A 16,791-nucleotide genomic window follows, 5' to 3' on the forward strand; every position below is an offset into this window, starting at 1 on the left:
ATGCTGCGCGGTCAGGCGGTGCATCCACGCGTTACGGCGCTTTCACGCGGTTCACATGTCCCATCTTGCGTCCGGCCTTAACCTCGGCCTTGCCATAAAGATGCAGGCTCGCTCCCGGCTCTTCGGCAATCCGGGGCACCTGATCCATATCCCGTCCGATCAGGTTTTCCATAGTCACATCGGTATGACGCGACCCATCGCCAAGCGGCCAGCCCGCCACCGCGCGGATGTGCTGTTCGAACTGGTCCACGGCACAGCCCTGCTGCGTCCAGTGGCCGGAATTGTGCACGCGCGGTGCAATCTCGTTCACGATAAGCCCGCCGGACGTCACGAAAAGTTCGACCCCCAGAACGCCGATGTAATCGAGTGCGTTGAGAATCTGACCCGTGAGCAGCACCGCGTCGGCTCGCTGGGTCGCATTCAAGCGCGCAGGCACCGTGGTCGTGCGCAAGATACCGTCGCGATGCACGTTTTCGCCGGGATCGAAACAGGCCACCGCGCCGTCCGCGCCGCGTGCCCCGATGACAGACACTTCGTGTGTAAAATCCACAAATCCTTCGAGAATCGCGGGAGCGCCCGACATATCGTCCATTGCGGCTTTGGCCTGCGACGCCTCGGTTATCCGCGTCTGTCCCTTGCCGTCATAGCCGAAACGCCGCGTCTTGAGGATTGCAGGCAGGCCGATCTTGTGGATCGCGGCGCTTAGCGCGTCGAGATCGTCGACGGCGGCAAAGGGCGCGGTCGCGAGCCCGAGGTCGCGCAGAAAGGTTTTTTCGGTCAGGCGGTCCTGACTGATCCGAAGCGCCTCACGGCCCGGGCGGATCGGCACCTCGCCTTCCAGCAGGTCGAGCGCGGAGGTCGGAATGTTCTCGAACTCATAAGTCACCACGTCAACGGCGCCTGCGAATTTGCGCAAAGAATCCTCGTCTGTGTATTCGGCTTTCAGATGAAAATTCGCCACGTGACTTGCCGGGCAATCAGCGCCAGGCTCGAAAATGCAGGTCTTGAAGCCCAAACGACTTGCCGCGACCGAGAGCATGCGGCCCAGCTGACCGCCGCCAAGGATCCCGATCACAGATCCCTGCTGTAAAGGCTCACTCATCGCCGGGCTCCTGAGGGATCGAGGCGGCAAGTTCCGCACGCCATCGGTCGAGCCGCTCCGCCAGTTCGGCGTCCTGCGTCGCAAGGATCGCGGCCGCCATCAGCCCGGCATTAGCGGCGCCCGCCTCGCCGATGGCCATGGTAGCGACGGGAAATCCCTTGGGCATCTGTACGATGGAATACAGGCTGTCGACGCCAGAGAGGGCCTTTGTCAGCACCGGCACGCCGATCACTGGTACACGGGTCTTTGAGGCCATCATGCCGGGCAGATGCGCGGCCCCGCCCGCGCCGGCGATGATCGCCTTCAATCCACGTCCCGCCGCCTCGCGTCCGTACTCCCAAAGCCTGTCAGGCGTGCGGTGAGCCGACACGATACGGGTCTCGTAAGGAATGCCGAGTTCTTCGAGGATATTCGCAGCCTTGCGCATCGTCGGCCAATCGGACTGACTGCCCATGATGATGCCGACCTCAACCTTGCCCATATCGCGCCCTTCTCTTCACGGAAGGCGCACTATACGCAACGCGCGGGCTTACGCAATAATGTCTGGATAGAGCCTGTCCTCGATCCAGGAAATGCGGTCTTTCAGACGCAGTTTCTGTTGCTTGAGACGCTTGATCGTCAGTGTATCGGCGGTGCCCTTTTCGACAAGCGCTGTGATTGCCTCGTCAAGATCGCGGTGCTGGCGACGAAACTCCTCCAATTCGTAGCGCAAAACTTCGTCGGAGGCCATGGACAGATCGCGAAACATATTCATGCGGATCCGATTCCCTTTTTCATCAGAGAGCACAAGATATACCCGCATTGCCGCCGGGCGCAAAGACCTTGCACAGCGGGGTATGCGCCCCCATGTTACCTTCGTGACGCAGCCTTCGGGGGTGTCACGAAAACGGACTGTCGCTTTGACGTAACAAGGACACGCCCATGAGCAAGATATCCCTGGGGTCGCATCCCTACATGCTGGGGTTCGAACAACTTGAGCGCCTGCTGGAACGCAGCGCGAAATCTGGAAACGAAGGCTATCCGCCCTTCAACATCGAACAGACCTCCGAGCACTCCTACCGCATTTCGCTGGCCGTTGCAGGCTTTGCCGAAGACGATCTCGACATCACGCTGGAAGACCGCCAGCTGGTGATCCGGGGCCGGCAGCGCGATGACAGCGACGGGCGCGTGTTCCTGCATCGTGGCATCGCCGCGCGACAGTTTCAGCGCAGTTTCGTCCTCGCGGACGGCGTCGAAGTAGGCGAGGCGATCATGGAAAACGGCTTGCTGCACGTAGACTTGACCCGTGCGCGGCCTGAAACCGTGGTGCAGCGGATCAAGATCAATAAGGGGTAAGCGACATGGAAACCAAGTACTCATTCAACACCGAAATGGATCGCCCGATCGTATATGTGCGCGCCGTCAAAGCAGAGGATCTGCCCGAAGACGTTCGTGAACAGGTGGGCGGGCTGGAGACGCTTTACGCGGTCCATACCGCCGAGGGCGAGCGCCTGGCGTTGGTCAAGGACCGCAAGCTGGCCTTCCTTCTGGCGCGCCAAAACGACATGACGCCGGTGACTGTCCACTGATCATTAGTCTGACCTAAGCCGCACGCGCAGAACGGAATTGAGGGGCGTCGCCCCTCAAACTGTCCAGAAATACTCTAGGACAAGACAGGCCGATCACACTGCGAAATCTAAGGCAGCCTGCAAAAGCGTTCTGGCGTAGGGCGTCTGCGGGCGCTCGAAAATATCTTCGGCACGGCCCATCTCGACGATATCGCCTTCCTTCATCACCATTACCTGATGGCTCATGGCCCGCACCACGTTCAGATCGTGGGAAATAAACAGGTAGGCGAGACCGTATTTCACCTGCAAGCGGCGCAAAAGGTCGACGATCTGGACTTGCACTGTCATGTCCAGCGCGCTTGTCGGTTCGTCCAAGACAACAAGCTTGGGACGCAGGATCATGGCCCGGGCGATGGCGATCCGTTGCCGCTGCCCGCCGGAAAATTCGTGCGGATAGCGATCCATCGTTTCGGGAGGTAGTTCGACCTCCTGCATGACCTCGGCCACAAGGTCGCGCGCGCTGCGCCCGCTCGTGTTGCCGTGCACGCCCAGACCTTCGGCGATGATCTGCTCGCAGGTCATTCGGGGGCTTAGGCTGCCATAGGGATCCTGAAAGACAATCTGGATATCTGCGCGGCGGCGGCGCAGCGTTCCGGTCGACCAGCCGCGCATGTTCTCACCTTCAAAGAACATCCGGCCCTCGGACTGAATAAGCCGCATCAACGCGAGCGCCAGGGTCGTCTTGCCGGACCCGCTTTCCCCGACGATGCCCAGGGTTTCGCCGGCATGGAGGGTAAAGCTGGCGTCGTTGACAGCCTTGACGTGACCCACGGTGCGCTTGAGCAGACCTTTCTGGATCGGAAACCAAACCTTGAGATGCTCGGCCTCGACAAGTCGCGGCGCCGACTTTTCCAGGGGCTGCGGTGATCCGGTCGGAGATGCGCCCAGAAGCTTGCGCGTGTAGGCGTGCGCCGGTTTGGAAAAGATCTCCGCCGTGGGCCCTGTCTCGACGATCTCACCGTCCTTCATCACACACACACGGTCGGCGATCTTTTCCACGATCCCCAAATCATGCGTGATGAAAAGAAGGCCCATGTCCTCGTCTCGCTTGAGATCCGCCAAAAGCTGCAGGATCTGCGCCTGGATCGTGACGTCCAGCGCCGTTGTGGGCTCGTCTGCAATTAGGATATCTGGCTTGTTCGAAAGTGCCATCGCGATCATGACGCGCTGGCGCTGGCCACCCGAAAGCTGGTGGGGATAGGCGCCAAGCCGACTTTCGGGGTCGCGGATCCCGACCCGGTGCATGAGGTCGAGGATGTGCTCGCGCACGGCCGGCCCGCGCAAGCCCTGATGCAGCTCAATCGACTCTCGCAGTTGCTTTTCCAGCGTGTGCAAAGGATTGAGCGAGGTCATCGGTTCCTGGAAGATGAAAGAGATGTCGTTGCCACGCACCTCTCGCAGGCGCTGTTCCGAGGCACCGATCATTTCCTTGCCGTCATAGGTCACACTGCCCTGCACACGCGCGCCCTCGCCTAGCAGAGAGACGGTGGATAGTGCGGTGACGGATTTCCCCGAGCCGCTTTCGCCGACGATGGCCACGGTTTCACCCCGGTCGACGGAAAAGGAGACGCCCCGGACCGCCTCTTTCTCAACCCCGTCCTGGCGGAAAGCCACCCGCAGGTTTTTGACCTCGAGTAGGCTCATTGAAAGGTCTTTCTGGGGTCGAACGCATCACGAACCCCCTCGAAGATGAAGACGAGAAGCGACAGCATAATGGCGAAGGTGAAGAACGCCGTGAAGGCCAGCCAGGGCGCCTGCAGATTCTGCTTGGCCTGAAGGGTCAGTTCCCCAAGAGAGGGTGCGGAGGCGGGCAAGCCGAAGCCGAGGAAATCGAGCGTTGCAAGAAGGCTGATTGTGCTTGTGATGATGAAGGGCATGAAAGTCAGCGTGGCGACCATCGCGTTGGGCAGCATGTGCCGGTACATGATCGTAATATTGCTGACCCCGAGCGACTTGGCCGCGCGAACATACTCGAAATTTCGCGCTCGCAGGAATTCGGCGCGCACCACGCCCACCAGGCCCATCCAGCCGAAGGCGACGGTGATGCCGACAAGAAGCCAGAAACTTCGTGGCAGGATCGCGAACAGGATGATGATCACGTAAAGCTGCGGTGTGCCTGCCCAGACCTCAATGAAGCGTTGAAAGAAAAGATCGGTCCGTCCACCAAAATAGCCTTGCACCGCCCCTGCCGCGACGCCGATGACCGAACTGAGCAGGGTCACGATCAAGGCGAACAGAACCGACAAACGGAAACCATAGATCACGCGCGCCATCACATCGCGCTTGGTGCCATCGGTGCCGAGCCAGTTTTGTTCGTTGGGTGGCAGGGGTGCCGCGCCCGGGCGGTCCACGGGCGTGTCATAGCTGTAGGGAATGATCGGCCAGAGGGTCCAGCCCTTCTCGATCGACTCGCCCTTCACGACACCGTCCTGCGCGTCTTCGATGATGCCTTCGGGATCGTCGAAGCAATCTTCGAGCCCGCCCGAGACGATCAGGCATTCCACCTCGGGGTCACCATAGGGCGCCTCTGTCCGGAAATCGCCGCCAAAAGCCGTTTCGGGGTAGAATTTGACTACTGGCGTATAAAGCTCGCCCCGATAGCTGACCAGAAGCGGCTTGTCATTAGCGATGAACTCGGCAGGCAGGCAGATCAGAAACAGGATCAAGAAAATAATAAGCGACCACCACGCGCGTCGGTTGCGCTTGAAGTTACGCCAGCGGCGCTGATTAAGGGGGGAAAGCCGCATCTGCCTACCCTGCCCGCCGTTCGAAGTCGATGCGCGGGTCGATGGCAACGTACATCAGATCACTGATGAGCTGCACCACCAGCCCGATCAGCGTGGTGAGGTAAAGCGTGGCGAACATCACGGGGTAATCCCGACCCACCGCCGCCTCGAAGAAAAGCCGGCCCAATCCATCGAGCGAAAAGATCGTCTCGATGAGGAGGCTGCCGGTGAAGAACACCGCAATGAATGCCCCCGGAAACCCGGCCACGACGATCAACATCGCGTTGCGGAAGACATGGCCGTAGAGCACCCTGCGCTCTCCCAATCCCTTGGCCCGGGCGGTAATCACGTATTGCTTCTTGATCTCGTCGAGAAAGGAATTCTTGGTCAGCAATGTCAGCGTCGCAAAGCCCGAAATCGAAAGCGCCGTGACCGGCAAAACGATATGCCAGAGGTAGTCTGCGATCTTTCCCAATAGCGTGAAGTCCTCCCATCCGTCCGAAGTCAGACCGCGTAGAGGAAAAATCTGGTAGTAAGATCCGCCCGCGAAAAGCACGAGCAGCATGATCGCGAAAAGAAAGCCGGGAATGGCATAGGCCGCGATGATGATCCCACTGGTCCAGGTGTCAAAGCGCGTGCCGTCGCGCACAGCCTTGCGGATCCCCAGAGGAATCGAAATCAGGTAGGACAACAGAAGGGTCCAAAGCCCCAGCGAAATACTGACAGGCATCTTTTCAAGCACAAGATCAACCACCGTGATCTTGCGGAAATAGCTTTCACCGAAATCGAAGCGCGCGTAGTTCCAGAGCATGGTGAAAAAGCGTTCCAGCGGCGGCTTGTCCAAACCGTACTGCGCCTCCAATTCGGCGATGAATTCGGGCGGCAATCCGCGGGACCCAAGGTATCCTTCGCTTTCCTCACCACCGCCCAAAGCGCTGTCGTTCTGCCCACCTGCGAAGCCGCCAAAGACGTCTCCCTGACCCTGGATCTCGGCAATCGCCTGTTCCACCGGACCGCCTGGCAAGAACTGCACCAGCGCGAAATTGATGATCATGATCCCGATCAGCGTCGGGATCACGAGCAGCAAGCGTCGGAGGATATAGGCGCCCATGGGGTCGTGTTACCGCAACGCGCCTGCGGCCTTGAGCGCCTCAGCTTTGTCCGCGTCGTACCACCAGAAATCCAGGACACCGAGCGCGAAGGGCGGGATGTCCTCGGGCCTGCCGTACATATCCCAATATGCGGCCCAGTGATCAGGGGCATAGCCATCTGGAATGACGAAGAACTCATAGCGCAGCGCCCGGTCAAGGGCGCGCATGGTCATGTCTTCGTCTTCCTGGCTTTCCGTGAGAAGCGAGGCCTCGATAATCGCGTCGACCATAGGGCTTGCGAGGCCGGCGGGATTGAAAAGGCTGAACGCCGCAGCCTCGGAGCCGAGCCTTTGCAAAAGGCCTGTGCCGGTCCCGAGGATCGCGGGATAGCCATCGAAGACGAGGTCGTAATCGCGATCGCGCTCACGCTTGGTGTATTGCGAGGCGTCAACCGCCTCCAGCCGAGCGTCGATCCCAAGTTGTTGCAGATTACGCACGAAGTTTTCGGCAATCGCCTTATCCGTTGGCGACCCAGATGCGTTCAACAAAAAGTCGAGGCGCAGCACCTCGCCGCTCGCGTCGCGCATCATGCCGTTGTCCCCGACCTCATAGCCGGCTTCCGCCATAAGGCGTAGCGCCGCACGCAGATTCTTGCGCGTCGTCAAACGGTCAGGATCGCTTTCATGAGGGGTCCATGGCTCGGACGTGTAGATCTCTTCGGGAACGACGTCACCGAGAGATTGCAGGAACGCAAGTTCTTCACCCTCGGGCAGGCCCGTCGCCTGAAGTTTTGTACCGGTCGAAAAGGACGGCTGCTGATCGAAAAGACCGTAAAGAAGCGATTTGTTGGTCCACTCGAAATTGAACATAAGCGCAATGGCCTCTCGCACGCGTTTGTCCTTAAGAGGCTCACTGCCGAGGTTGAAAACGATCCCCTGCATGGCAGGCGGCGTGCCGTCCGGGATTTCCTCCAGTTTCACGTACCCATTGTTAACGGCGGGGAAGTCATAGGCAGAGGCCCATTTCTTGGCGTCGCTTTCGGTGCGGTAGGTTACCTCTCCGGCCTTGAATGCTTCAAACCCAGCGGTATCGTCGGCGAAATATTCAATCCGGATCTCATCGAAATTGTGCCGGCCCTTGTTGAAGGGCAGATCCCAACCCCAATAGTCCGGATTGCGCTTATAGACGACGCGGCGGTTCACCTCTATCTCGTCGACCACATACGGCCCCGAGCCTGGCGAAGTCTCCAGACGCGGCTCATCGATGCGGGCACCGGTCTCCTCGAACCATTTTTGGGACCAGACCGGCACACCGCCTACCTGATCGATCAAGCTACGGCGGGAAATGCCTTCGGCGAAATAGAACTTGATGGTGTGGTCGTCCAGAACTTCGACTTTCGGGATACGCTTGCGCACCGCTTCGGCGTAGCTTTGCAGACCTTGGTCGAGCAGTAGATTGTGTGAGAAGGCCACGTCATGAGCAGTCACCGGCGTGCCGTCGGAAAACCGCGCCTCGGGCCGCATGTGGAAAATCACCCAGGCCTTGTCCTCGGGATATTCGACCGTATGAGCCAGAAGACCGTATTGCTCGCCTAGAACATCCGCAGGGGCGGCCGAGGCGGTCGGGCTGTCGCCGAGCAGGCTTTCATACATCATCCATGACAGCGCCGCGCGGCGACCCTGGCGGGTGTACGGATTCATCGAATCGAAGGTGCCTGATTGAGCGATCGAGATTGTGCCGCCCTTCGGCGCATCGGGGTTCACGTAATCGAAATGCGCGTAGTCTTCGGGATAGGTGAGTTCTCCGAAATAGGAATACCCGTGGCTACGGATCATGCCATCGCTGCCTTCGGTCTCAGTTGCTGGTGCAGTCGTTGCAACCAAGACCGCGATGGACAAACCGGTCAGGGCGGCGATCAGGATACGGGCTGGTCGGGCCTCAAACGTCCGGGCCTTGGCCCGGCTCTGGGGTCGGGTCATGGATGTCTCCTCTTTCGTGTCCTGATGTGGGTCCGAATATCTGCTTGGCAAGCTATGGAGGGGCGCGAGGGGATTCAAGCGGCGAAAGGTCCACGTCGGTCTAGGCATGAAAAAACCGCCGACTCCTTCCGGAAACGGCGGTTTTCAATTAGCTGAGCTCAGGATTACTCTGCGACGGACTGCATATAGCGGATCACAGCTGCACGGTCTGCCTCGTCACGCAGGCCACGGTAGCTCATCTTGTTGCCGGGGATGTAGTCGTTGGAGTTCTCCAGCCACGCGTTAAGCGCGTCAACATCCCAAACACCTCCATGGCTTGCGAGCGCGTCAGAGTAGTTGAAGCCGTCAACCGATCCGATATCGCGTCCGACAACACCATTCAGATGCGGGCCGACCCGATTCACCGTGTCGTCGACCACGTGACAGGCGGCGCATTGGCGGTAAACCTTTTCACCGTCAGCAGGATCGGCTGCCGCAACCATCGCGGCAAAGCCTGATGCCTCGTCCGCAGCAGGCTCTGCTTCGGCCGCAGGCTCTTCTTCTGCCTCAGCGCCCGTGTCCTCGGCAGCGGCCATTTCCTCTTCGGCAGGTGCGGTCTCTTCGGCTGCAGCCTCTTCCGAAGCGGGCTCTTCCGACGTAGCGTCCTCCGATGCCGCGGCATCCGCGACGGGTTCTTCCGCCGCCGGTGCTGCGATCTCTGTCATGTCGCCATCAGTCATGTCGAGATACGCAATCACATTGGCGCGGTCTTCCGGCTTCTTCAGACCCGAATATCCCATGGACGTACCCGGCGCCCAGCCCTGCGGGTTTTCGAGGAACGCGTAAAGATTTTCTGCGGTCCAGACATCGGCGACTTCGCTCAGGGCGCCGGAATAGGCGCCGTAGCCGTCAACCGAACCGATGTCGCGGCCCACGACGCCGTAGAGATGCGGCCCAACACCGTTTGCACCGTCTTCCACTTTGTGACAGGCGCTGCACTTGTTGAAAACGCGGGCACCGGCCTCCGGATCGGCATCGCCGTAAAGCGAGGCCAGCGTCACGACCTCTTCCTCTTCCTCGGCGGCTGCATCATCATCTCCGGTGTCGATGACATATGCCGGACCGTGATCGTCCCCATGGCCGCCCATGGCGTAGATCTCCTCCGCCGCCCATTTGCCCAGAAGGAAAACCAGGAGCGCGCCGCAAAAGCCGCCCATGATCTTGGTGAAGGTCATCGTGTCGAACATTGGCCCGTTTCCTCTGAATCTCTCGGCGGGTATCTATCCGCTTCCCCTTGTAGGGTGCAAGGTGTAGTTTCCGCGACCAAACGCCCGACTTGGGGCATAAGTTGCATGACGGATACTGAAATGACCAAGCGCATCGCCTTCCAGGGCGAGCCGGGCGCCTATTCACACCAGGCCTGCCGAGATACCTACCCAGACATGACGCCAATGGCCTGCCGCACCTTCGAGGACGCGATCGAGACCGTACGTGCGGGTGAAGCCGAACTGGCGATGTTGCCGGTTGAAAACTCGACCTTCGGGCGAGTGGCCGATATCCATCACCTGCTGCCGTCCTCGGACCTGCATATCGTTGCCGAGGCCTTCGTCCGGGTGCATATCAATCTTCTGGCCCTGCCCGGCGTCCCGCTGGAGCAGATCGAGCGCGCGATGAGTCACACGATGCTCTTGGGCCAGTGCCGCGAATTCCTGACGCGGCATGGCATCCATCGTGTCACCGGTGCAGACACGGCCGGGTCAGCGCGCGAAGTGGCTCAGATGGGCGATCCGAAGCTCGGCGCGCTAGCGTCTGAACTCGCCGGCGAAATCTACGGCCTGGATGTGCTTGCCCGCCATATCGAGGACGAGCGTAACAATACCACCCGTTTCCTTGTCATGTCGCGCGAGCCGGACCGCAGCCGGCGGGGCGACGAAGGGATGATGACAACATTCGTGTTCCAGGTCCGAAACATTCCGGCCGCGCTCTACAAGGCGATGGGCGGGTTCGCCACCAACGGCGTAAACATGACTAAGCTAGAGAGTTACATGGTCGGCGGGTCTTTCACGGCGACGCAATTCTATGCCGATATCGAGGGGCATCCGGAGGATCCGCCGGTCAAGCGCGCGCTGGACGAGTTGGAGTATTTCACCTCGAAGCTGGAAATCCTTGGCGTCTATCCCGCCGATCCGCGCCGGCATTGATCTTGCGCGTTTTTCAGCCGCGTCTGTCGAGGTAATCGCGCACCGCCATATCGCAGTCCCACGCCATAAGCCGCCCCCAGAAGCCCTGTCGCGCCCGGCATTCACGTAAAAGGTAGCTCTCTCGGAAACTACGGAAGAAACCGTCGCCGAGGCCCCACCAGAAATCGAGCGTGTTAAAGCTGATGTCGCGTACCTTGTAGTCCTCGAGGTCGAAGCCTGTGTCCGGGCAAAACGAGCCGCTGGCCACTTGACGGTCGAAGCGTTGCATGCAGGCCGCCACCGGTTCGAACGAGACCTTCGCGGCGCAAGCACGGTGATAGTCCGGCAGATTGCGGATGTGGCGCAACCGGCACTCCGAATGGCCATGTTCGAGATAGTTGTAGATGTTTTTGTGTATCTCGCGAAACTGGCGGTGCACCGAAAACGGGCCATTCAGCGTCAGGAAAAACGTCGGACAAAACCGGCTTTGGCCTAGAAATTCCACCCGCGCCTTTTCCGGCGTGTCGGGAAATCTGGTCAGGAAGGGCGCGTGCCCGGCCAGCCCGGTGTGAAAGGCAAAAACCGGCGCGAAAGCCGCAGCTCGGGTCTCGGCGTCGGCCTCGCGAAAAACCTCATCACACCCGGTCGTCTTGAGGATCGTATCCGCCATCAGGCTCAGATTTTCATTCCACGCCTCGACAGTACGCGCGTAATCCGGGTAAGCCGCCGCGAAGGTCGAGATATTGTTGTCCTTAATATACTTGATGATCTGCTGGGACGCGCGGCGACGATCCTTGAGCCGTTCGTTATAGGTCGCGCGTGCGTTCGCAAAAGCCTGATCGGCCTCAGCAGGGGCAGCGGCGAACGCCGCACTTTCGGCGGTGTAGGCCTGTATGTTCCGCTTGATGACGAAATCGCCAAACAGACCCGTCACCAATAGCGTGATCATCGTCGTGATGATGATATCCCGATAGCGTCTACCCTTGGACGACGGTGCATAGGCCCCAGAGGCACCTTTGGCGGCGCGGCGGCGTGCGGCCCGGGCCGCACGGGCGGACTGAAGTCGGGAGTCGGACATGCCAGCGCAATCAGTTGTTGGTCAATTCACGACGAAACAACCACAGGGTAGCACGAAATCCTGAATTTAGGAACGGCGGCCGTGACCGAAGAACGAAAGATTGCCCCGTCAGCCGACTGTTTTGCTACGCTCTTCAAGATCGCGGCCGAATTCGGCGACTCTCATCCTCAACCGTTTGTTCAGATTGCCCTGCGCGAGCTTTAACGACTGCACCATCAGACGCGCGGCCAGCGTCTTGGGCTCGATCTCAATATCGAGGTTAAGCCGTGTGCGCGCCCGCGACAACGCGACGAGATCAAGAACCATGCGACCGGAAATATTCGCCGAGCGCGACAGCATGATCATGCCGTTTGGCGGATCGAACTCGGTCAGTTCCACCTTCATCTCGCGGCGTTTGCCGCGCAGCATGAACGCAGTATCCCACATCATGCCAGGACCCGTCTCTGCAAGATCGTCGATACGCTGGACTTCGGCCCCCCTGCGCAGGGCAGAACGTTCAAGGGTCGCGAAATCGCTGACATGCCCGAAAACGACGTCGATCGGCGCTTCGATATCCTCTCTTGCGGTGAACTTCATCTGCTTGCCCCTGAGTGTGCCGCCGTTTGCCGCAGCATCCTGCGATTGTAGGTTAATCAAGTGTATCCGCAAGCCAGTTACGCAAGAGAAATTGCGCGATGGCACCCTTTCGGGCGGGATTGAGTAACGGGTGCTGGCCGGCGAACGCCTGCATGATCTCATCTCGTGAAAACCACGCCGCGTGTTCGATCTCGGCGGGATCGATGGTAATCTCCTCGCTCAGCGCCACGCCGTGACAACCCAACATGAGCGACGCGGGGAAAGCCCACGGTTGGCTGGCAAGATAGCCCACCTGTCCCACCTTGATACCGGCCTCTTCCCAAACTTCGCGGCGCACCGCCGCCTCGATTGTTTCGCCGGGCTCCACAAAGCCCGCCAGTAACGAGTACATGCCGTCAGGCCAGCCCGGACTGCGGCCCAGAAGTACCTTGTTGGCACGGGTGATGAGCATGATCACCACCGGATCTGTCCGCGGAAAGTGATTGCCCCCGCAAGCCGGGCAACGGCTTTGCCAGCCGGCCTGCACAATCTCGCTTTTCTCTCCGCAGCGCGAACAATACCCATGCGTGCTGTGCCAGGTAAAAAGCGCGCGGGCCGTCGCGGCAAGTTCCGCATCGCGTGGGCTCAGCCGCGTCATGATGCGACGAAGCTCTGCAAAGACATAATCCTCGGGCAAGCCCGGATACCATTGTTCGGTAGGATCCGAAAACGCGTTGAGTTGTGTCTGATCAAGATCGGGAGGCGACCATGCCTCAAGCTCGACCGCTAGGATTATCTTGCCGGCTTCCCCGCGTCCCAGCAAAAGCGGCGCTCCACCGGCCTCAATTACGACCGGATGATCCGGTGCGAGTCGCACAAGGCTGTCGCGTGCTGCTCCGGTAACCAGCGGCTTTCCTTGCCACAGAACCACCGTTTCGGCGCGCCCCTCTGAGATCCGGGTGACAATTTCCTCCGGATCTCCACGCAGTTCGGCCGCGCGGTCAAGACCGGAGCCCCCGAAAGTTACCGTCTCTGCATGATCCATGTCGTTTCCCCTTGGCGGCGAGCCTTGCCACGAAGCGTGCGAAGGGACAAGGGCAGGCACCGCAGTTGGAGACCGACATTGCGCCGGAGAACCCGTCGGAAAGAACAGGCAAATGATTATTAAAAATTGTTTTTCAACCAGAAGGCGATTGCCCTGCGCTCGGTTTCCTGAAAACATGATCTCATCCGGCGACAAGGCCGGCTCGCGTCGGCGGCGCATCGCAAACGAACGGAGCCAGCGTGACACCGAAGTTCGAATGGCCTCACCCGCTTTCGACGCGTCCTGCGTCCGGTCGGCATGTATGGCTGCGCGTCTTATGCACCACGGATCTGCACGGAAATGTTCTGCCGACAGCGCTGGATGCGTGTCGGACGCAACTCGATTTCGGCCTCGCGCGGGTGGCCACGCTCGTGAGAATGGCACGAGACGAGGCCGCGAACACGCTTCTGTGCGACAACGGTGATTTCCTCCAGGGAACCGCCCTGAGCGACTTGGCCGCCCAGCCGGATAGCGGATGGACGGGTCCAAATCCGATCATCGCCGCAATGAACGCGCTGGGTTACGATGCCGCCACGCTCGGCAATCATGAGTTCAATTTCGGGCTTGAAATCCTCCAATCGACCCTGACGCAGGCCCGCTTTCCTGTCATCTGTGCAAATGCCATCCTTGGCGAGGCCGTTGCGGGGTGCGCGGCTGGCACACCCTTGTTGCCGCCCTTCAAGGTGTTGCGCGTGCCGGCAATCGATAGTACCGGCGCCCCCCAGGAAATCCGGGTGGGCCTGCTCGGACTTTTGCCCCCGCAGGTCTCCACGTGGGATCACAATCACCTGAAAGGTCGGATCGCCAGCCAGCCCATCGTCGATGCCGCGCGCCTGCAGGTTCCCCTATTGCGCGCGGCCGGAGCCGAGGTCGTTATCGTCCTTGCGCATACCGGAATCGGCACGGGCAAAAACGACCCCGAGGCCGAGAACGCCGCTCTGGATCTGACCGCCGTCGACGGGATCGACGCCATCGTCGCCGGCCACAGCCACGAGGTTTTTCCGCATTCGAAACGACCTCCGGACGATGCCGCCTCCGGCGTTGATCACGCAGCCGGAGCATTGCGCGGCATCCCCGCCGTCATGGCCGGATTTCGCGGCTCTCATCTCGGCGTGATGGACCTCTGCCTTGACGAAGCACGGGACGGTTCGCGCACCGTGTTGGCCCACCATAGCCAAACGCGCCCGGTCAAACCGGATAGAGATAGCCCCGCCGCGCCCGCCGATCCCGCCATCCTTCGACAGTTGCATCCCGCTCGCGCGCAGTTCACACGACTTGCCAGCCGGATTCTGACCCACACCCCGCGCCCCTTGCACAGCTACCTCGCGCTGGCCCGGTGCGACCTTCTCCAGCGGGTGGTCCTGACCGGCATGGCGCGCAGGCTGCGCGACGCTTTGCGCGGGACCGAGAATGAGGATCTGCCGGTACTCGCAGCAAGCGCCCCTTTTATGACCGGCGGTCTTGGTGGGCCGGACTACTTCACCGACATTCCCGCCGGCCCTCTGAGCCTGAAATCCATCGCAGAGTTCTATCCCTTTCCCAACACGTTGATCGGCTTGCAGGTCACCGGGCACGAGATCGAGGACCGGCTGGAACGGGCGGCCAGTGCTTTTGCGCGCCTGGAACTGGGCGAAAAAGATCAGCCGCTATGGAACGACACCTTTCCCGGCCACAGTTTCGACAGCGTCTTCGGCTTGACCTACCGCATCGATCTGAGTTCTCCCGCGCGTTTCGACGCCGATGGCACATGCGTTGATCAAAGCGCCCGGCGCATCCGCGATCTGTGCTTTGACGGAAAGCCAGTGGATCCCGAAGCAAACTTTGCTTTGGCGCTGAACAGCTTTCGCGCCTTTGGCGGCGGACCCGTGCCGGCGGCGTCCGAAGCGCAGCTTCTCTATCGAAGCCGCAGGCTGGTTCGGACCATTCTTGCAACTGATTTGGAGACCAACGGCCTTTCCGCAACCCTGCGCAGCACGCCACCCTGGACGTTTTGCGCCCTGCCAGACACCTCCGCCATTCTTAAAACCGGGCCGGGTCTGCGGGACCACCCAGCAGAGCTGGAAAAACTCGGGGCAGAGGACCTTGGCATGGATGAAAACGGGTTTCTGGTCCTTCGCCTGACGTTTTGACGTGGTATGGATCGGTTCAGTACATGCTGGTCGGCAGCGGCAATGCGCCCGGCAGCCCCTTGCGAATCCGTGCTCCAAAGCCTAAATATTGAATTGAGAGGTTGGTGCGGGCAAGCACCTCGCCAACCCGGTCAGGTCCGGAAGGAAGCAGCCGTAACGAGCCCCGCTTGGGTCGTTGTCCAGCCTCTCACCTTTGAAAAGCCCGGCAGTGCCGGGCTTTTTCGCTTTTTGTTAGGTCAGACCGGCCAGATCGCCCAGACATAAGCGCCATATCCGGCCAGAAGCGTCGCCCCTTCCCACCTTGCGATACGCAGACCAGTCCAGGCCATGATGACAAAAAGGCCCGACACGGCGATCATCACCAGATTGTCAAAACCCACAATCGCCGCCGGCACCTCGGACGGGGCAATCAAGGCCGTGACCCCGCCAATGCCCAAGATGTTGTAAATGTTCGACCCTACGATATTTCCGAATGCGACGTCGCTTTGCCGACGGAGCGCGGCCATGACAGACGTCACCAGTTCCGGCATCGAGGTTCCAACCGCGACAATAGTGAGGCCGATAACCGTCTCGGTGATTCCAGCCTCGCGTGCCAGCGCAACCGCGCCTTCAACCAAACGCGCGCCGCCAAGCACGACCAGTAACAGGCCGAGCGACGCAAGCAGAAGCGAGCCAATAACCCTTTCCGGCGGGCCCGCCGGAGGCGCCAAGCCCGGATCGGCTTCCTGCGGGGCGAGGCTCTTGTCCGTCAGAGCACCATGGCCATCCACGGCGCCGGATCTCTCGGATCGAAAGGTCGTGTAGATGTAGACGACCAGCAAGGCCACGAACACCGCACCGGCCCCGCGTCCTATCGGCATCCACGCCGCCAATGCCGCGAAGACCGCAGCAGCCCCCAGCATGATCAGCCCATCCCGCGCAAGCGACGCCGAGGCGACCGCGATGGGAAAAAGCAGCGCGGAGACTCCGCCGATGAGCAAGAGGTTGGCAATGTTGGAACCAACGATATTGCCATAGGCAATGCCCGGCGATCCCGAGAGCGCCGCCTGAACAGACGTCACCAGTTCCGGAGCCGACGTGCCGAAGCCGACGAGGGTCAACCCGATGACCAGCGGTGAGACGCCAAGAGCGGCCGCCACCCGCACGGCCCCGCGCACCAGCAATTCGCCGCCCACTATCAACAGCGTGAAACCGGCGATGAGATTCAGAAAGATCAAAAGCATCGGGTTTGCCTAACAGGCAAGGGCGCGCGTGTCCAAATCACGCCCTGCGAAGCCGGGC

The 16,791-nt window shown here is 60.4% G+C and carries 16 protein-coding genes, 1 other RNA gene and 1 pseudogene; 5 read left to right on the forward strand and 13 right to left on the reverse strand.

Going from position 1 to position 16,791, the window contains the following annotated elements; translation table 11 throughout:
* Positions 1 to 31: 31 nt before the first annotated feature.
* The 3 genes from EZV60_RS12500 to EZV60_RS12510 are packed head-to-tail and all read right to left on the reverse strand — an operon-like array spanning position 32 to position 1,856.
* Entirely contained in the window at positions 32 to 1,102 is a 1,071-nt protein-coding gene (locus tag EZV60_RS12500; protein WP_135505929.1) for a 5-(carboxyamino)imidazole ribonucleotide synthase, read from the reverse strand.
* A complete protein-coding gene (gene purE / locus EZV60_RS12505; protein ID WP_135505930.1) occupies positions 1,095 to 1,583 on the reverse strand; it encodes a 5-(carboxyamino)imidazole ribonucleotide mutase in 489 nt (162 codons plus the stop codon). Before purE ends, EZV60_RS12500 begins: the two co-directional genes overlap by 8 nt.
* A gap of 48 nt (positions 1,584 to 1,631) precedes the next feature.
* On the reverse strand, positions 1,632 to 1,856 hold the full coding sequence (locus EZV60_RS12510) for a YdcH family protein (RefSeq protein ID WP_135505931.1): 225 nt from the start codon (positions 1,854 to 1,856) through the stop codon (positions 1,632 to 1,634).
* 167 nt (positions 1,857 to 2,023) lie between these two features.
* On the opposite strand from EZV60_RS12510, the gene EZV60_RS12515 reads away from it, so the two are divergent.
* Both EZV60_RS12515 and EZV60_RS12520 read left to right on the forward strand, forming a co-directional pair.
* Positions 2,024 to 2,437, forward strand: coding sequence for an Hsp20 family protein (locus tag EZV60_RS12515; protein ID WP_135505932.1), 414 nt, complete (start codon positions 2,024 to 2,026; stop codon positions 2,435 to 2,437).
* A 5-nt stretch (positions 2,438 to 2,442) separates the two neighbouring features.
* Positions 2,443 to 2,670 carry a DUF1150 family protein gene (locus EZV60_RS12520; protein ID WP_135505933.1) on the forward strand — a complete coding sequence of 76 codons (228 nt, stop codon included), beginning with the start codon at positions 2,443 to 2,445 and terminating at the stop codon, positions 2,668 to 2,670.
* A gap of 93 nt (positions 2,671 to 2,763) precedes the next feature.
* Here the strand turns inward: EZV60_RS12520 and EZV60_RS12525 are convergent, their stop codons facing one another.
* The 6 genes and pseudogenes from EZV60_RS12525 to EZV60_RS19570 all read right to left on the reverse strand — a co-directional run.
* The gene (locus EZV60_RS12525) at positions 2,764 to 4,353 is read right to left on the reverse strand and encodes an ABC transporter ATP-binding protein (protein WP_135505934.1); all 1,590 of its coding nucleotides are present in this window, start codon (positions 4,351 to 4,353) and stop codon (positions 2,764 to 2,766) included.
* The gene (locus EZV60_RS12530) at positions 4,350 to 5,456 is read right to left on the reverse strand and encodes an ABC transporter permease (protein ID WP_135505935.1); all 1,107 of its coding nucleotides are present in this window, start codon (positions 5,454 to 5,456) and stop codon (positions 4,350 to 4,352) included. The genes EZV60_RS12525 and EZV60_RS12530 overlap by 4 nt, the downstream gene beginning before the upstream one ends.
* 4 nt (positions 5,457 to 5,460) lie before the next feature.
* A complete protein-coding gene (locus EZV60_RS12535) occupies positions 5,461 to 6,546 on the reverse strand; it encodes a microcin C ABC transporter permease YejB (RefSeq protein WP_135505936.1) in 1,086 nt (361 codons plus the stop codon).
* A gap of 9 nt (positions 6,547 to 6,555) precedes the next feature.
* The gene (locus EZV60_RS12540; protein WP_135505937.1) at positions 6,556 to 8,505 is read right to left on the reverse strand and encodes an extracellular solute-binding protein; all 1,950 of its coding nucleotides are present in this window, start codon (positions 8,503 to 8,505) and stop codon (positions 6,556 to 6,558) included.
* A 164-nt stretch (positions 8,506 to 8,669) separates the two neighbouring features.
* Positions 8,670 to 9,224, reverse strand: a complete 555-nt coding sequence (locus EZV60_RS19565; RefSeq protein WP_425353571.1) for a c-type cytochrome — start codon at positions 9,222 to 9,224, stop codon at positions 8,670 to 8,672.
* 3 nt (positions 9,225 to 9,227) lie between these two features.
* A pseudogene (locus tag EZV60_RS19570) lies at positions 9,228 to 9,731 on the reverse strand (c-type cytochrome); the annotation flags it as partial.
* A gap of 120 nt (positions 9,732 to 9,851) precedes the next feature.
* On the opposite strand from EZV60_RS19570, the gene EZV60_RS12550 reads away from it, so the two are divergent.
* Entirely contained in the window at positions 9,852 to 10,685 is an 834-nt protein-coding gene (locus EZV60_RS12550; protein WP_135505939.1) for a prephenate dehydratase, read from the forward strand.
* A 13-nt stretch (positions 10,686 to 10,698) separates the two neighbouring features.
* On the opposite strand, the gene EZV60_RS12555 is transcribed toward EZV60_RS12550, so the two are convergent.
* From EZV60_RS12555 to nudC, 3 genes are all read right to left on the reverse strand, one after another.
* Entirely contained in the window at positions 10,699 to 11,742 is a 1,044-nt protein-coding gene (locus tag EZV60_RS12555; RefSeq protein ID WP_135505940.1) for a hypothetical protein, read from the reverse strand.
* Positions 11,743 to 11,850: 108 nt separating this feature from the next.
* Positions 11,851 to 12,318, reverse strand: coding sequence for an SRPBCC family protein (locus tag EZV60_RS12560; RefSeq protein WP_135505941.1), 468 nt, complete (start codon positions 12,316 to 12,318; stop codon positions 11,851 to 11,853).
* A 52-nt stretch (positions 12,319 to 12,370) separates the two neighbouring features.
* Positions 12,371 to 13,342, reverse strand: coding sequence for an NAD(+) diphosphatase (nudC, locus tag EZV60_RS12565; RefSeq protein ID WP_135505942.1), 972 nt, complete (start codon positions 13,340 to 13,342; stop codon positions 12,371 to 12,373).
* Between the two features lie 239 nt (positions 13,343 to 13,581).
* On the opposite strand from nudC, the gene EZV60_RS12570 reads away from it, so the two are divergent.
* Positions 13,582 to 15,510, forward strand: a complete 1,929-nt coding sequence (locus EZV60_RS12570; protein ID WP_135505943.1) for a bifunctional 2',3'-cyclic-nucleotide 2'-phosphodiesterase/3'-nucleotidase — start codon at positions 13,582 to 13,584, stop codon at positions 15,508 to 15,510.
* 95 nt (positions 15,511 to 15,605) lie between these two features.
* An RNA gene (gene ffs / locus EZV60_RS12575) (signal recognition particle sRNA small type) lies at positions 15,606 to 15,702 on the forward strand.
* 44 nt (positions 15,703 to 15,746) lie between these two features.
* On the opposite strand, the gene EZV60_RS12580 is transcribed toward ffs, so the two are convergent.
* Complete coding sequence (locus EZV60_RS12580) at positions 15,747 to 16,733, reverse strand: calcium/sodium antiporter (protein WP_135505944.1); 987 nt, start codon at positions 16,731 to 16,733, stop codon at positions 15,747 to 15,749.
* Positions 16,734 to 16,791: the final 58 nt, after the last annotated feature.

The organism is Roseovarius aestuariivivens, from assembly GCF_004761875.1.
GTDB lineage: Bacteria > Pseudomonadota > Alphaproteobacteria > Rhodobacterales > Rhodobacteraceae > Roseovarius > Roseovarius aestuariivivens.

What these genes read in the sequence shown, in the direction of transcription:
- EZV60_RS12500 (WP_135505929.1), bottom strand. Translation starts at nt 1,102, where the DNA reads ATGAGTGAGCCTTTACAGCAGGGATCTGTGATCGGGATCCTTGGCGGC.
- purE (WP_135505930.1), bottom strand. Translation starts at nt 1,583, where the DNA reads ATGGGCAAGGTTGAGGTCGGCATCATCATGGGCAGTCAGTCCGATTGG.
- EZV60_RS12510 (WP_135505931.1), bottom strand. Translation starts at nt 1,856, where the DNA reads ATGAATATGTTTCGCGATCTGTCCATGGCCTCCGACGAAGTTTTGCGC.
- EZV60_RS12515 (WP_135505932.1), top strand. Translation starts at nt 2,024, where the DNA reads ATGAGCAAGATATCCCTGGGGTCGCATCCCTACATGCTGGGGTTCGAA.
- EZV60_RS12520 (WP_135505933.1), top strand. Translation starts at nt 2,443, where the DNA reads ATGGAAACCAAGTACTCATTCAACACCGAAATGGATCGCCCGATCGTA.
- EZV60_RS12525 (WP_135505934.1), bottom strand. Translation starts at nt 4,353, where the DNA reads ATGAGCCTACTCGAGGTCAAAAACCTGCGGGTGGCTTTCCGCCAGGAC.
- EZV60_RS12530 (WP_135505935.1), bottom strand. Translation starts at nt 5,456, where the DNA reads ATGCGGCTTTCCCCCCTTAATCAGCGCCGCTGGCGTAACTTCAAGCGC.
- EZV60_RS12535 (WP_135505936.1), bottom strand. Translation starts at nt 6,546, where the DNA reads ATGGGCGCCTATATCCTCCGACGCTTGCTGCTCGTGATCCCGACGCTG.
- EZV60_RS12540 (WP_135505937.1), bottom strand. Translation starts at nt 8,505, where the DNA reads ATGACCCGACCCCAGAGCCGGGCCAAGGCCCGGACGTTTGAGGCCCGA.
- EZV60_RS19565 (WP_425353571.1), bottom strand. Translation starts at nt 9,224, where the DNA reads ATGACTGATGGCGACATGACAGAGATCGCAGCACCGGCGGCGGAAGAA.
- EZV60_RS12550 (WP_135505939.1), top strand. Translation starts at nt 9,852, where the DNA reads ATGACCAAGCGCATCGCCTTCCAGGGCGAGCCGGGCGCCTATTCACAC.
- EZV60_RS12555 (WP_135505940.1), bottom strand. Translation starts at nt 11,742, where the DNA reads ATGTCCGACTCCCGACTTCAGTCCGCCCGTGCGGCCCGGGCCGCACGC.
- EZV60_RS12560 (WP_135505941.1), bottom strand. Translation starts at nt 12,318, where the DNA reads ATGAAGTTCACCGCAAGAGAGGATATCGAAGCGCCGATCGACGTCGTT.
- nudC (WP_135505942.1), bottom strand. Translation starts at nt 13,342, where the DNA reads ATGGATCATGCAGAGACGGTAACTTTCGGGGGCTCCGGTCTTGACCGC.
- EZV60_RS12580 (WP_135505944.1), bottom strand. Translation starts at nt 16,733, where the DNA reads ATGCTTTTGATCTTTCTGAATCTCATCGCCGGTTTCACGCTGTTGATA.